Origin of the sequence: Rhodoplanes sp. Z2-YC6860 (assembly GCF_001579845.1) — a bacterium.
Classification (GTDB): domain Bacteria; phylum Pseudomonadota; class Alphaproteobacteria; order Rhizobiales; family Xanthobacteraceae; genus Z2-YC6860.
This window is the reverse complement of sequence record NZ_CP007440.1, coordinates 8,024,958-8,037,679: the sequence shown is the minus strand read 5'-3', so window position 1 is coordinate 8,037,679 and position 12,722 is coordinate 8,024,958. Positions and strand designations below refer to the sequence as shown.

Sequence of the window (12,722 nt, the reverse complement as noted above, 5' to 3'; positions counted from 1 at the left end):
CGGTGTGTGCAACAGTTCTACGTGTACATTCTTGCAAGCAGACCGGGTGGCGCGATCTACGTTGGCGTGACCAACGACTTGGTTCGTCGCACGTACGAGCACAAAAATGGATTGGTCGCGGGTTTTACCAAACGATACAAAATCGATCGCTTGGTGCATTTCGAAGCTTACGACACTGCCTATCAGGCCATTCAACGTGAGAAGAACATCAAGCATTGGCCGCGGTCTTGGAAGACCCGACTCATCGCTGAAAAGAACGACAGGTGGCGCGATCTCTATGACGAAATTGTCTAGCCTAATAATCGAGATCGCCGGGACAAGCCCGGCGATGACGGCGGTGCGGGTGGCGAATCGGGGGACACTATGACGCTTCCCCTCGAAGGTATTCTCGTCGTGGCGCTGGAGCAGGCCGTGGCCGCGCCGATGTGCTCGTGCCGGCTTGCCGATGCCGGCGCGCGTGTCATCAAGATCGAGCGGCCGGAGGGCGATTTCGCGCGCGGCTATGACGCGCTGGCCAAGGGCCAGTCGAGCTATTTCGTCTGGCTCAACCGCGGCAAGGAATCCATCGTGATGGATCTCACGAAGGATGACGACAAGGCCTTGCTCGAAGCCATGCTCGCCAAGGCCGATGTGTTCATCCAGAACCTGAAGCCCGGCGCGGTGGCGAAGCTCGGCTTCGCGGTCGAGCGGTTGCGCCGCGACTACCCGAAGCTGATCGTCTGCTCGGTGTCGGGCTATGGCGAGACCGGGCCTTACGCGCAACGCAAGGCCTACGACATGCTGATCCAGGCCGAAGCGGGCATTGCCTCCGTCACCGGCGGGCCCGAGGCGCCGTCGCGGGTCGGTGTCTCGGTCTGTGATATCGCGTCCGGGATGAACGCGTATCAGGCCATTCTCGAAGCGCTGATCGCGCGCGGCCGCACCGGCGAGGGCACGTCGATCTCGGTGTCGATGTTCGATGCCATGGCGGACTGGATGACGGTGCCGCTTCTCCAGCATGAGGGTGGCTCGCCGCCCAAGCGCATCGGCCTGGCCCACACGTCGATCGCGCCCTATGGCGTGTTCAAGACCAGGGACGGCGCCGACATCCTGATCTCGATCCAGAGCGATCGCGAGTGGCGGATCCTCGCCGAAAAGGTCCTGGGCGACAAAGCGCTCGCTGCCGATCCGAACTTCGGCACCAACATCGAACGGGTGAAGCGCCGGGCCGAAACCGACGGCAAGGTCGCAGCCGCCTTTGGCGCGCTCGATGTGGAGGCGCTGCAGGACAAGCTCGCGGCGGCCGACATCGCGTTCGGGCGGGTGAACGGCCCCGGCGAGCTCGCCCATCATCCGCACCTGCGCCGCATCGAGGTGGGATCGCCGGATGGACCGGTGGCCTATCCCGCGCCCGCCGCGCAGCGCGAGGGCGCACCGCGGCGGTATGGGCCGGTGCCGGGGGTGGGCGAGCACTCAGACAAGATCAGGGCTGAGTTCAAGCGGTAGAAAACTGACGCAACGTGCCCAACCATTCTCCGCCGTCATGCGCGGGCTTGACCCGCGCATCTCGCTTAGGTGGGCACCGTGCCTCCCTTATCGAGATGGCCGGGACGAGCCCGGCCATGACGTGGAGAGAGCGGTGCCACTAGCGCGCGAGCCTCAATCCATCGCATGCACTTCTTCCGGCGCACCCGCGGGCTTCGGCCGTGCCTTGCCGATCGCAAGCACCAGCGGCAACGACACCAGCGTCAGCATCATCAACAGCTTGAACGTGTTGTCGTAGGAGATGATCGTCGCCTGCTGGGTGACGATCGTATCGAGCAGCGCGCGGCCCTGGTCGGTTGCCATATCGAGCATTGAGCCGGCCTGCTGCAAGGCGTCGTTGAACGGCGTGACATGCTCAGTCAGCCGCGCATGCATCACCGTCGTGGTGCTGGTGAGATTCGCGATCACCATGGAGATGCCGACCGAGCTGCCGATGTTGCGAACGAGCGTCAGCATCGCGGTGCCGCTGGTGCGCAGGTGCCCGGGCAGGCTGGTGAAGGCCACCGTCGACAGCGGCACGAACACGAGGCCGAGACCAGCGCCCTGAATCACGCCGAGGATCACGATGGTTCTGGCCGAGGTGTCGGTGGTGAAGTTGATCATCTCGTAGAGCGTCACGGCCGAGATGGCGAGGCCGATGCCGACCAGCGTGCGCGGCTCGACGAATTTCATCAGCCGGCCGACCATCATCATCGAGATCAGCGTGCCGACGCCGCGGGCGCCGAGCAGGAAGCCCGCCGTCATGATCGGATAGCCGAGCAGGTTCTGCATGAAGGGGGTGATCAGCGCCATGACGCCGAACAAGACGACGCCGATCACCGACATGAAAAGGCAGGCGGCCGCGAAGTTGCGGTCCTTGAACATCTCGAAGCGCACGAACGGCTCTTCGGTGGTCAGCGAGTGCGCGAAGAAGAAGTAGAAGCCCGCCGCCGAGATGATGGTCTCGACGACGATCTCGGTCGCGTCATACCAGCCGACCTGTTCGCCGCGGTCGAGGACGAGCTGCAGCGCGCCGATGCCGATCGCGAGTGCGACGAAGCCGAACCAGTCGAAGCGCAGGTGGTCCTGCTTCTTGGTCTCGTCCATGAACACCATGAGGCCCAGCACCGTCACGATGCCGACCGGCAGGTTGATCAGGAACACCCAGTGCCAGGAGTATTGATCGGTCAGGAAGCCGCCCAGCGTCGGGCCCATGATCGGGCCGAGCATCACGCCCATGCCCCAGATCGCCATGGCCTGGCCGCGCTGTTCGGGCGGATAGGAGTCGAGCATGACGGACTGCGACAGCGGCACCAGCGCGGCGCCGAAGGCGCCCTGCAGCAGCCGCGCCGTCACCATCGCGCCGATGTCCTGCGACATGGCGCAGAGGAGCGACGCGACCGTGAAGCCTCCTGAGCAGATCACGAACAGGCGTTTGCGCCCGAACCGGTCCGACATCCAGCCGATTGGCGCCGTCATGATGGCCGAGGCGACGATGTAGGACGTCAGCACCCAGTTGATCTGGTCGAGCGAGGCCGAGAGGCTGCCCTGCATATAGGGCAGCGCGACGTTTGCCACCGTCGTGTCGAGCGCCTGCATGATGGTGGCGGTCATGGCGCAGACCGTCAGCATCGTGCGTCGCGCCGTAGGCGACATGTTGGTGGCAACGCGGATCATTGTTTCGCGGCTTGCTTCTGCGGCTCCTGCGCCGAATCTTGCGCCGCGGCGGCGCGCGGCGCCGCGGGCAGCGACTTGGTGTCGATGTCGACCGTGACGCTCATGCCGGCGCGCAGCCCCTGCAGCGCAGGATCGCGGTCGAGCTGGATGCGCACCGGAACGCGCTGCACCACCTTGACCCAGTTGCCGCTGGCGTTCTGCGCCGGCAGGATCGAGAACTGCGAGCCGGTGCCGGGAGCGACCGCGGCGACGGTGCCCCAGAAGGTGCGGTCCGGGAACGTGTCGACGATCACCTGGGCGCGCTGGCCGATCTTCAGGTTGGTGATGTCGGTTTCCTTCGGGTTGGCGTCGACCCAGGGCGCGGCGTCGTCGACCACCGAGAACACCGGCGTGCTGGCCATCACGAAACGGCCAAGCTGGATGTTGTCGACTTGCGTCGCGATGCCGTCGATCGGCGCGCGCAGCATGGTGTGGTTGAGGTCGCGCTGGGCCTGGTCGAGTGCGGCCTGGGCCTGCTGATAGGCCGGGAATTTCTCCAGCGGCAGGTTCGGATCGCCGAGCAACTGGTTCAGCGTGGTGTTGCGCTGCTGGACGGCAAGCTGCGACTGCAGCTCCGCGGTGACCATCGCGGCCAGGGCGGTGTCGAGGTCCGCTTGCGAGCCGGCATTGGTTTTCGCAAGTTGCGTCTTGCGGTCGACGTCGCGCTGCTTCAGCGCGACGGCCTGCTTCGCCAGGTCGACCAATTCATTGAGCGACTGAATGTTGGCGATCAGGTTGGCGTGGTCGGCGCGGGCGGTTTCGAGCTTGGCCTTCGCCTGCGTCAGCGCGAGCTGAAACGGCTGCGGATCGATCTCGAACAGCTCATCGCCGGCCTTGACGTGCTGGCCTTCGCGCACCATCACGCGAAGCACCTTGCCGGAGATGTCCGGGGTGATCAGCACCTTCTGCGCGCCGACATAGGCGTTATCGGTGGAAATGTAGCGGCCAGAGCCGAGCCAGATGAACGTGCCGATCGCGAGCACGATCAGCGGCACGACGATCAGCAGAATGGTGCGGATGCGCTTGCGCGAAAATCTTGTGCCCGGCGCCTTCGCGGCGTCGGGTTTCGCGTCGGGCGCCGTCGGCGCCTCGGTCACGACTTTGAGGGTGGGCTCAGCCATATTTCTTCACGTCTTTGTTCGCTTCTTGCGAGGTCTTTCCCGCGATTGCCTGCTTCAAATTTTCACGGGCGATGCCGAGTTGCGACATCACGGAGTCGATCGCCCGCGGATCGGTGCCGGCCAGGATTTCGTCGGCCAGCACTTCGACCTCGGCGGAAATCTTTTCGATCAGCGGCCGCGCCGCCGGCGTCAGGTAAAGGAGCTTGGCGCGGCGGTCGGCCGGGTCGGGCCTGCGCTCGATCAGGCCGTTGTCGCAGAGCCGGTCGACCAGGCGGGTCAGCGTGATCGGCTGGATCTCCAGGAACTCGGCGAGGTCGGACTGATTGGCGCCTTCGTGCCGCTCGAGCTTGAGCAGGACGGCCCATTGGGCCCGAGTCATGCCGAATTGGCGGGCTTTCTGATCGGCATAGGTGCGCAATAAGCGGCCTACGTCGCTGATCAGAAAGAGGATTTCTCGGTTTTTGCTAAGTTTCATCATGATATGCTGAGATATAATAAGCTTGCTTATCATTTCTGCAAGCGGGTGGCCGCGGTTCTGCCATGCGGGAATTTCGGGTCTGGCGCGGGCCGGGTGACGGCCGTGCCGCGGTCGGGCACTGTGCGCCGCGCCGCGGCGCCTGGAGGGCGCGCAAAAGCACTTTGGGAGGACTTGGAATGGAAATCGGATTCATCGGCCTCGGCAACATGGGCGGCCCGATGAGCCGGCGCCTCGTCGAGGCCGGCCACAAGCTCACGGTGTTCGACACCCGCAAGGAGGCGATGGACAAGCTCGTGGCGCTCGGCGCGCAGGCGGCGAGTTCGCCCGCCGACGTCGCGAGCCGGGTCGAGACCGTGATGACGAGCCTGCCGTCGCTCGACATCGGCATGAAGGTAGTCAACGGCGAGAACGGGCTCACACGCGGCAACCGCATCGCCCGCTATATCGATCTCTCCACCACAGGCTCGCGCGCCGCGGTGAAGACCGCCGAGATTTTGAAAGCGCGCAACATCGTGCAGATCGATTGCCCGGTGAGCGGCGGCGTCGGCGGCGCCGAGAAGGGCACACTCGCCGTCATGACGTCGGGGCCGAAAGACGAGGTCGAGCAGGTCCGTCCGGCGCTCGAAGTGTTCGGCAAGGTGTTCTACTGCGGCGACAAGCCCGGCATGGCGCAGAGCATGAAGCTCGCCAACAATTTCCTCTCGGCCACCGGCATGGCGGCGAGTTCGGAAGCGATCGCGATGGGCGTCAAGGCCGGCCTTGATCCGAGCCTGATGTGCGACGTCATCAATGCCGGCAGCGGCATGAACACCGCGACTACCCAGAAGTTTCCGCGCTCGGTTCTGCCCGGCACCTTCGACTACGGCTTCGGCATGGCGCTGATGGTGAAGGACGTGCGGCTGTTTCTGGCCGAGGCCGAGGACTACGGCATCCCGGTCGAAGTCGCCAAGGCGGTCGGCAGTCTGTGGGAGACGGCGATGAAAGAGAACGGCGAGCAGTCGGATTTCACGGAGCTCGCCAAGACCGTCGAGAAGCGCGCAGGCGTGACGATGAGGGCGGCGAAGAAGGCTTGAGCAGTCATACGTGGCAGACTGTTGCCACAGTCATTCCGGGACGGCGCGAAGCGCCGGACCCGGAATCCATACTCCGCAGCAGTGGTTATGGATTCCGGGTTCGCGGACTTCATCCGCGCCCCGGAATGACCGCGGATAGAGGGAAAGCAAAATCATGAGCGACGATATCTGGGAGGTTTTCGCCGTCCGCTACGCCGAGCATCAGCGCAAGGCCGCGGACAACTACATCGGCGGCGATCCGCACGACGTGCTGCAGCCGCTCGACTATTTCGTCTGGGTGATCCGCAACGACAAGCGCACCTTCATCGTCGACACCGGCTTCGACCAGCCGGTCGGCAGCAAGCGCGGTCGCACCATCGTCACGCCGGTCGGCGAGGCGCTGAAGCGTTTCGGCGTCGAGCCCGACAAGGTCGAAGACATCATCATCAGCCACATGCACTACGATCACTGCGGCAATGTCGATCTGTTCCCGCGCGCCCGCTATCACGTGCAGGACAAGGAGATGAACTACTGCACCGGCCGCTGCATGTGCCACAAGCAGCTCCGCTCTTCCTATGAAGAGGACTACGTGGTGTCGATGGTGCGGAAGCTGTTCTCCGGCCGCATCACGTTTCATGAGGGCACGAGCGAGCTTGCGCCGGGCATCACGCTGCATCACATTGGCGGCCACGCCATGGGCCTGCAAAGCATCCGCGTGAAAACGAAACGCGGTTGGGTCATGCTCGCGGCCGATGCGGTACATCTCTATCCGCATCTCGACGAGGGACGGATCTTTCCGACCACCTACCATCTCGGCGAGGTGCTGGAGGGCTACAACACGCTGAAGCGGCTCGCTTCGTCGCGCAATCACATCGTGCCGGGGCACGATCCAGCGGTGATGAAGCTTTATCCGGCGGCGTCATCGGCGCTGGCGGGTTTGGTTGTTCGCTTGGACGTTGATCCGAAGGTGTAGCAGCTTGTGTCCCGCACGCGGTGCAGCGCGAAGCGGTGCACCGCAGATGCGGGACCCCGGTTGCTCCCAGCGAAAAGACAGAAACCGGGGTCCCGGGTCTGCAACGCATCACTTCGTGCTGCGTTGCGCCCGGGACACGAGAGTGCCGTTCATGTCAGCTTGAATTCGGCAAACGCCTCGGCGTGATGGTTGGCCGAGGCCTTGCCGAAGCAGCAGAACACCACGCGCTCGACATGGCGCGTTCCGGCCTTGAGCTCCGACACAACGGTCTTCACTGCGATCAACGCCGCACGATCGGCCGGAAAACCGTAGACGCCGGTCGAGATCGCCGGAAACGCGACCGAGCGTAGTTCGTGTTCGAAAGCCAGCCCCAGCGACGTGCGGTAGCACGACGCCAGCAGGTCGTCCTCGCCGCTGCCGCCGCCGTGCCACACCGGCCCGGCCGTATGGATCACATGTTTGGCTGGCAGCTTGTAGCCGCGCGTGATTTTCGCCTGGCCGGTCTTGCAGCCGTTGAGCGTGCGGCACTCGGCGAGCAATGCCGGGCCTGCGGCGCGATGGATCGCGCCATCGACTCCGCCGCCGCCGAGCAGCGACGTGTTGGCCGCGTTGACGATGGCATCGAGCGCAAGCCCGGTGATGTCGCCCTCGACGATGTCGAGCCGCGCGGACTTGACAGTGGCAGAGAGAAGCGGCGATGCCATCGCGCCAACGTAGCACAAGGCGCAGCTGATTACTTCGTCAGCCGATCGATGCCGGCCGGCATCTCCTCGTCATGCTCGGCGCGCATCTGCTCGCGCAGGTCGATGGTGCTGCGCACGCCGATATCGTCGAAATGCTGATCGAGGAACCGTCGGCCGGCGCGGGTGCCGGCGCGATGCAGCATCTCGAAGAAATCGAAATCGGTGTTGAGCCGGCTTTGCGCCGACAGCTTGCGTCCGATAAATCCGAGATCGACCCGGTGCACATTGATGCGGCGGTATTCGCCCGGTCCCATGCCGCGCTTCAGCGCGCCCTCGTCGATCAGCCGCCGCACGAATTCGATGGCGCGATACTCCGCGATCAGCGAGGCGTTGAACGTGATCTCGTTGACGCGGTTCATGATCTCCTGCGCCGAATGCGGCTCGCTCGCACGCACCACCGGATTGATCTGCACCACCAGCACGTCCTCGGTCTCGGTGGTCCGGAAGAACGGATAGATCGGCGGATTCGACGTGTAGCCGCCATCCCAGTAGGGCACGCCTTCGATCTCGACGGCGCGGAACACGTAGGGCAGCGCGGCAGACGCCATCACGACTTCGGCGTTGACCTTGTCGCGCGGGAACACCCGCAGGCGGCCGGTGTGGACATTGGTCGCCGCGATGAACAAGGGAATGCCGCTATTTTTCACGGCGTCGAAATCGACAAAGCGGACGATCAGGTCCTTCAGCGGATTGATGTTGAGCGGATTGAGGTCGTAGGGCGACAGCATCCGCGACATGGCGTCGAACCATGGCTGGAACGGCGTCACGGCAATCGGGATCAGCGAGAACAGCCGCTCCGAGATGGCGCGGTTGAGCTTCGACATGTCGCCGTCGCGGCTTGCCGCGCGCCAGAAGTCGGCGAGGCGTTTTCTGGCTTCCTCGCGGCCGCCGCGGGCAAGTCCGTCGGCGACCATCACGGCGTTGACCGCACCGGCCGAGGTGCCGGACAGGCCCTCGATCTCGATGCGGTCGTCGCTCAACAGCTCATCGAGCACTCCCCACGTGAAGGCGCCGTGGGCGCCTCCGCCTTGCAGCGCAAGATTGATCTTCTTCTTGCCGTTCGCAGGCTTCGAAGATTTCTTGGACGGATTCTTGGACGCGCTGGGGCGGCGGAGTGCCCGGTTGAGCAATTCCATTATTCGGCAGTCCACCCGCCATCGATGGACATGTTGGCGCCGGTGATCGAAGCGGCCGCATCGCTGGTGAGATAGAGCGCCAGCGACGCCACCTGATCGACCGTGACGAACTCCTTCGTCGGTTGGGCTGCGAGCAGCACGTCACGCTTGACCTGCTCCTCGGTCATGTGGCGCGCCGCCATGGTGTCGGGAATTTGCTTCGCGACGAGCGGCGTCCACACATAGCCCGGCGAGATGCAGTTGCAGGTGATGCCGAAGGTCGCGGTCTCCAGTGCGACGGTCTTGGTGAGACCGGCGATGCCGTGCTTCGCCGTCACGTAAGCCGACTTGAACGGCGAGGCGACCAGCGAATGCGCCGACGCGGTCTGGATGATGCGGCCCCACTTGCGCGCCTTCATCCCCGGCACCGCGGTGCGGATGGCATGGAACGCCGACGACAGATTGATCGCGATGATGGCGTCCCACTTCTCGGGCGGGAATTCCTCGATCGGCGCGACATGCTGGATGCCGGCGTTGTTGACGAGCACGTCGCAGGAGCCGAGCTGTGTTTCCGCGAGCTTGATCATCGCGACCACTTCGGCCGGCTTGGTCATGTCGGCTGGCGAGTAGATCGCCTTGACGCCGAACTCCTTCTCGATGCCGGAGCGCTCCTTCTCGATTTCGTCTGCGGGGCCGAAACCGTTGATCACCACATTGGCGCCGTCCTTGGCGAAGGCGCGGGCGATGCCCAGACCGATCCCCGACGTGGAGCCGGTTACGACTGCGTTTTTCCCTTTAAGCATTTGTAGCACCATATGAATTCGTGTTGAGGGTCGCCCCCTGGGCGGTTCCCGGTGAAGTGCAGGACGAAAGTGGCCATTGAATTGTTGCAATGCAATAACAAAAACGCGGCGCATGGCTCCGGTGCGGCAGGTTATTTCGCGCGGTTCGGGCGGTCGCGTTACACTTCAGGGGCGGCATTCCAGCCGCCGGACCTTATCTCAGCGGCATGACGCACCCGGTCTTCCACGCTCCCGATCACGATCATCAGCGCTGCACCGCGGATGCGCTGGCGCATGCGGAAGCGTTGTGCGCGCAGCGCTCGCAGCGGCTTACGCCGATCCGCCGCCAGGTGCTCGAGGTGCTGCTCGGCAGCCACAAGCCGCTCGGCGCCTATGAGATCATGGATCGCGCCGCGGCCGACGGCGTCAGGCCTGCGCCGATCACGATCTATCGCGCGCTGGATTTTCTCCGCGACAACGGCCTCGTGCATCGCATCGAGAGCCGCAACGCCTTCGTCGCTTGCGTCAACAATCACGCGGCGGGCGATCTCGTGGTGTTCCTGATCTGCGAGCACTGCGGCGCCGTGGGCGAGGCCGCGTCGGCCGCCGTCGCCGATCAGCTCAAGAGCGCCGCGCGCGCCGCGGGCTTCGCGCCGAAGGCGCCGGTGATCGAGATCTCCGGCGTCTGCGCCCATTGCCAGCAGCACGAACACGCCGGCTGATGTTTGTAATTGACTCCCTGTGCCCCCCGGGCGGCGCGCTCCCTCTCCCGCTTGCGGGGGAGGGTTGGGGAGGGGGCCTGCATCACGGCCGGTGCCTGCAGCATGCCCCCTCCCTAGCCCTCCCCCCGCGAAAGGGCGTTTACGCCCGTCTTCGACGGGCTATGCGGGGGAGGGGACGTTGTGGCGCGAGCGTGCGAAAACATAACGTTCAAGCACCGCACTCGCTGCATCTCTTCGCATGACCACCACCCACACCAGCCACACGCGGCCGCTCGATACCGCCGGCATGGCGAGCACGGTGTTTCTCTGCATCACCTGGGGCTTCAATCAGCCGATCGTGAAGCTCGCGATCCTCGAAGGCGTGCCGCCGCTGTTGCAATGCGCGATCCGCTCCGCGCTCGGCATGCTGATCGTGCTCGGCATCATGCGCGCCCGCGGCCTGCCGGTGATGGAGCGCGACGGCACGCTCGCGGCCGGCATTGTCGTCGGTATCCTGTTCGGTCTCGAGTTCCTGCTGATCTATCGCGGCCTCGTCTACACCGCGGCCTCGCGCGCGACGCTGTTCATCTACCTCGCGCCGTTTTTCGTCGTGCTCGGTGCGCGCTGGCTGTTTCCGGGTGATCGCTTCCGCCTCATGCAATGGGCCGGCCTGGTGCTGGCCTTCGCCGGCATGATGGTCGCGTTTGGCGTGCCAGCGCCGGCATCCTCGCCGCACCAGTTGCTCGGCGACCTGATGATGGCCGGCGCGGCCGCAGCCTGGGCCGCGACCACGCTGGTGATCAAGGCCAGCTCGCTTTCGCGCATCTCGCCGGAAAAGACGCTGCTCTACCAGGTCGCGGTCTGCGTGCCGATCGTCGCCGTGGGCGCATGGGTGTTCGGCGAACGGATGACCGCCATGCCGTCCGCGGTGGCGCTCGGTTCGCTCGCCTACCAGACCGTCGTGCTCGGCACCACGTTCAGCCTGTGGTTCGCCCTGATCGTGAAATACTCGGCGAGCCGGCTGTCGGCCTTCACGTTCCTGACCCCGCTGTTCGGGGTGGCGGCCGGCCATTTCGTGCTGGGCGAGCCCCTGACCCCGGCTTTTGCCGTGGCCGTGGCCCTGGTCGCGGGCGGCCTGATACTCGTCAACCGGCCTCGATAGGGCTATATCAGGCCCGTCAGGAGAGAGAGTTCCAATGCAGGACGTCGGAATGCAGGCGAGGCGCCAGTCGGTGCCGGTTCAGGTCGGCAATGTCACGGTCGGCGGCGGCGCCCCCATCGTGGTGCAGTCGATGACCAACACCGATACCGCGGACATCGATTCCACGGTCCGCCAGGTGGCGGCGCTGGCCAATGCCGGTTCCGAGATCGTCCGCATCACGGTCGACCGCGACGAGGCCGCGGCGGCGGTTCCGAAGATCAAGGAACGGCTGCTCAAGATCGGCTGCGAGGTTCCGATCGTCGGCGACTTCCACTACATCGGCCACAAGCTTCTGGCCGACCATCCCGGCTGCGCCGAGGCGCTCGACAAGTACCGCATCAATCCGGGCAATGTCGGCTTCAAGGACAAGAAGGACAAGCAGTTCTCCTCGATCGTCGAGATGGCGATCAAACACAACAAGCCGGTGCGCATCGGCGCCAATTGGGGCTCGCTCGATCAGGAGTTGCTCACGCACCTGATGGACGAGAACTCCAAGTCGAACCAGCCGAAGGAGGCCCGCGAGATCACCCGCGAGGCGATGATCCAGTCGGCGCTGCTGTCGGCCGCGCGCGCCGAGGAGATCGGCCTGCCGCGCAACAAGATCATCCTCTCGGCGAAGGTTTCGTCGGTGCAGGACCTGGTGCTGGTCTATGCCGACCTCGCCAAGCGCTCGGACTATGCGATCCATCTCGGCCTCACCGAGGCCGGCATGGGATCGAAAGGCATCGTCGCGTCGTCGGCCGCGCTCGGCATTCTGCTGCAGCAGGGCATCGGCGACACCATCCGCGTGTCGCTGACGCCGGAGCCGGGTGGCGACCGCACGCTGGAAGTGAAGGTCGGTCAGGAGATCCTGCAGACCATGGGCTTCCGCACCTTCGTGCCGCTGGTTGCGGCATGCCCCGGCTGCGGCCGCACCACCTCGACCACGTTCCAGGAGCTCGCCGGTTCGATCCAGTCGTTCATCCGCGACTCGATGCCGGAGTGGAAGAAGAAGTATCCGGGCGTCGAAGCGCTCAACGTCGCGGTGATGGGCTGCATCGTCAACGGGCCTGGTGAGTCGAAGCACGCCGACATCGGCATCTCGCTCCCTGGCACCGGCGAGGCGCCGGCTGCGCCCGTGTTCATCGACGGCAAGAAGGCCGTGACCTTGCGCGGTCCCACCGTCTCGCAAGACTTCCAGAAGCTCGTGATCGACTACATCGATCGCCGCTACGGCGTCGGCGGTGCGGGCCAGACCGCGGCGGAGTAATCCACCGAGGCGGGTCCGATGCGCCGCTTATCGTCTCGGGCCACGTTTTGGTACAAGCGGGTGTTTCCCGTCATCTGGTACGGGTTTC

General features: G+C 64.8%; 13 protein-coding genes. 7 read left to right on the top strand and 6 right to left on the bottom strand.

Going from position 1 to position 12,722, the window contains the following annotated elements:
• The first annotated feature begins 6 nt into the window (after positions 1-6).
• The gene (locus tag RHPLAN_RS37340; RefSeq protein ID WP_237180003.1) at positions 7-294 is read left to right on the top strand and encodes a GIY-YIG nuclease family protein; all 288 of its coding nucleotides are present in this window, start codon (positions 7-9) and stop codon (positions 292-294) included.
• A 69-nt stretch (positions 295-363) separates the two neighbouring features.
• Positions 364-1,485: a CaiB/BaiF CoA transferase family protein gene (locus RHPLAN_RS37335; RefSeq protein ID WP_068029904.1), complete on the top strand. Its 1,122-nt coding sequence runs from the start codon at positions 364-366 to the stop codon at positions 1,483-1,485.
• Between the two features lie 153 nt (positions 1,486-1,638).
• Here the strand turns inward: RHPLAN_RS37335 and RHPLAN_RS37330 are convergent, their stop codons facing one another.
• Genes RHPLAN_RS37330 through RHPLAN_RS37320 form a run of 3 tightly spaced genes read right to left on the bottom strand, consistent with a single transcriptional unit; the run spans position 1,639 to position 4,818 of the window.
• The gene (locus RHPLAN_RS37330; protein WP_068029901.1) at positions 1,639-3,180 is read right to left on the bottom strand and encodes a DHA2 family efflux MFS transporter permease subunit; all 1,542 of its coding nucleotides are present in this window, start codon (positions 3,178-3,180) and stop codon (positions 1,639-1,641) included.
• Positions 3,177-4,340, bottom strand: a complete 1,164-nt coding sequence (locus tag RHPLAN_RS37325) for an HlyD family secretion protein (protein WP_068029898.1) — start codon at positions 4,338-4,340, stop codon at positions 3,177-3,179. The genes RHPLAN_RS37330 and RHPLAN_RS37325 overlap by 4 nt, the downstream gene beginning before the upstream one ends.
• The gene (locus tag RHPLAN_RS37320; RefSeq protein WP_068029895.1) at positions 4,333-4,818 is read right to left on the bottom strand and encodes a MarR family winged helix-turn-helix transcriptional regulator; all 486 of its coding nucleotides are present in this window, start codon (positions 4,816-4,818) and stop codon (positions 4,333-4,335) included. The genes RHPLAN_RS37325 and RHPLAN_RS37320 overlap by 8 nt, the downstream gene beginning before the upstream one ends.
• 176 nt (positions 4,819-4,994) lie before the next feature.
• On the opposite strand from RHPLAN_RS37320, the gene RHPLAN_RS37315 reads away from it, so the two are divergent.
• Positions 4,995-5,891 carry an NAD(P)-dependent oxidoreductase gene (locus RHPLAN_RS37315; RefSeq protein WP_068029893.1) on the top strand — a complete coding sequence of 299 codons (897 nt, stop codon included), beginning with the start codon at positions 4,995-4,997 and terminating at the stop codon, positions 5,889-5,891.
• Between the two features lie 154 nt (positions 5,892-6,045).
• Positions 6,046-6,843 (top strand): N-acyl homoserine lactonase family protein, encoded by a 798-nt coding sequence (locus RHPLAN_RS37310; RefSeq protein ID WP_068029889.1) that lies wholly within the window; start codon positions 6,046-6,048, stop codon positions 6,841-6,843.
• A 149-nt stretch (positions 6,844-6,992) separates the two neighbouring features.
• On the opposite strand, the gene RHPLAN_RS37305 is transcribed toward RHPLAN_RS37310, so the two are convergent.
• Genes RHPLAN_RS37305 through RHPLAN_RS37295 form a run of 3 tightly spaced genes read right to left on the bottom strand, consistent with a single transcriptional unit; the run spans position 6,993 to position 9,504 of the window.
• Positions 6,993-7,547 (bottom strand): O-acetyl-ADP-ribose deacetylase, encoded by a 555-nt coding sequence (locus RHPLAN_RS37305; RefSeq protein WP_068029885.1) that lies wholly within the window; start codon positions 7,545-7,547, stop codon positions 6,993-6,995.
• A gap of 29 nt (positions 7,548-7,576) precedes the next feature.
• Positions 7,577-8,722 carry a patatin-like phospholipase family protein gene (locus tag RHPLAN_RS37300; RefSeq protein ID WP_068029883.1) on the bottom strand — a complete coding sequence of 382 codons (1,146 nt, stop codon included), beginning with the start codon at positions 8,720-8,722 and terminating at the stop codon, positions 7,577-7,579.
• On the bottom strand, positions 8,722-9,504 hold the full coding sequence (locus tag RHPLAN_RS37295) for a 3-hydroxybutyrate dehydrogenase (protein WP_068029880.1): 783 nt from the start codon (positions 9,502-9,504) through the stop codon (positions 8,722-8,724). The genes RHPLAN_RS37300 and RHPLAN_RS37295 overlap by 1 nt, the downstream gene beginning before the upstream one ends.
• 206 nt (positions 9,505-9,710) lie before the next feature.
• Here RHPLAN_RS37295 and RHPLAN_RS37290 point away from each other — a divergent pair, with 206 nt between their 5' ends.
• From RHPLAN_RS37290 to ispG, 3 genes are all read left to right on the top strand, one after another.
• Complete coding sequence (locus RHPLAN_RS37290) at positions 9,711-10,205, top strand: Fur family transcriptional regulator (protein WP_068029877.1); 495 nt, start codon at positions 9,711-9,713, stop codon at positions 10,203-10,205.
• Positions 10,206-10,443: 238 nt separating this feature from the next.
• A complete protein-coding gene (locus tag RHPLAN_RS37285) occupies positions 10,444-11,346 on the top strand; it encodes a DMT family transporter (RefSeq protein ID WP_068029874.1) in 903 nt (300 codons plus the stop codon).
• 34 nt (positions 11,347-11,380) lie between these two features.
• The gene (gene ispG, locus RHPLAN_RS37280; protein ID WP_068029872.1) at positions 11,381-12,634 is read left to right on the top strand and encodes a flavodoxin-dependent (E)-4-hydroxy-3-methylbut-2-enyl-diphosphate synthase; all 1,254 of its coding nucleotides are present in this window, start codon (positions 11,381-11,383) and stop codon (positions 12,632-12,634) included.
• Positions 12,635-12,722 lie beyond the last annotated feature (88 nt).

Bases quoted from the DNA above. Each gene is read 5' to 3' on its own strand.
- RHPLAN_RS37300 (WP_068029883.1), bottom strand. From the start codon at position 8,722: ATGGAATTGCTCAACCGGGCACTCCGCCGCCCCAGCGCGTCCAAGAAT.
- RHPLAN_RS37295 (WP_068029880.1), bottom strand. From the start codon at position 9,504: ATGCTTAAAGGGAAAAACGCAGTCGTAACCGGCTCCACGTCGGGGATC.
- RHPLAN_RS37330 (WP_068029901.1), bottom strand. From the start codon at position 3,180: ATGATCCGCGTTGCCACCAACATGTCGCCTACGGCGCGACGCACGATG.
- RHPLAN_RS37285 (WP_068029874.1), top strand. From the start codon at position 10,444: ATGACCACCACCCACACCAGCCACACGCGGCCGCTCGATACCGCCGGC.
- RHPLAN_RS37325 (WP_068029898.1), bottom strand. From the start codon at position 4,340: ATGGCTGAGCCCACCCTCAAAGTCGTGACCGAGGCGCCGACGGCGCCC.
- RHPLAN_RS37320 (WP_068029895.1), bottom strand. From the start codon at position 4,818: ATGATGAAACTTAGCAAAAACCGAGAAATCCTCTTTCTGATCAGCGAC.
- RHPLAN_RS37305 (WP_068029885.1), bottom strand. From the start codon at position 7,547: ATGGCATCGCCGCTTCTCTCTGCCACTGTCAAGTCCGCGCGGCTCGAC.
- RHPLAN_RS37310 (WP_068029889.1), top strand. From the start codon at position 6,046: ATGAGCGACGATATCTGGGAGGTTTTCGCCGTCCGCTACGCCGAGCAT.
- RHPLAN_RS37335 (WP_068029904.1), top strand. From the start codon at position 364: ATGACGCTTCCCCTCGAAGGTATTCTCGTCGTGGCGCTGGAGCAGGCC.
- RHPLAN_RS37315 (WP_068029893.1), top strand. From the start codon at position 4,995: ATGGAAATCGGATTCATCGGCCTCGGCAACATGGGCGGCCCGATGAGC.
- ispG (WP_068029872.1), top strand. From the start codon at position 11,381: ATGCAGGACGTCGGAATGCAGGCGAGGCGCCAGTCGGTGCCGGTTCAG.
- RHPLAN_RS37290 (WP_068029877.1), top strand. From the start codon at position 9,711: ATGACGCACCCGGTCTTCCACGCTCCCGATCACGATCATCAGCGCTGC.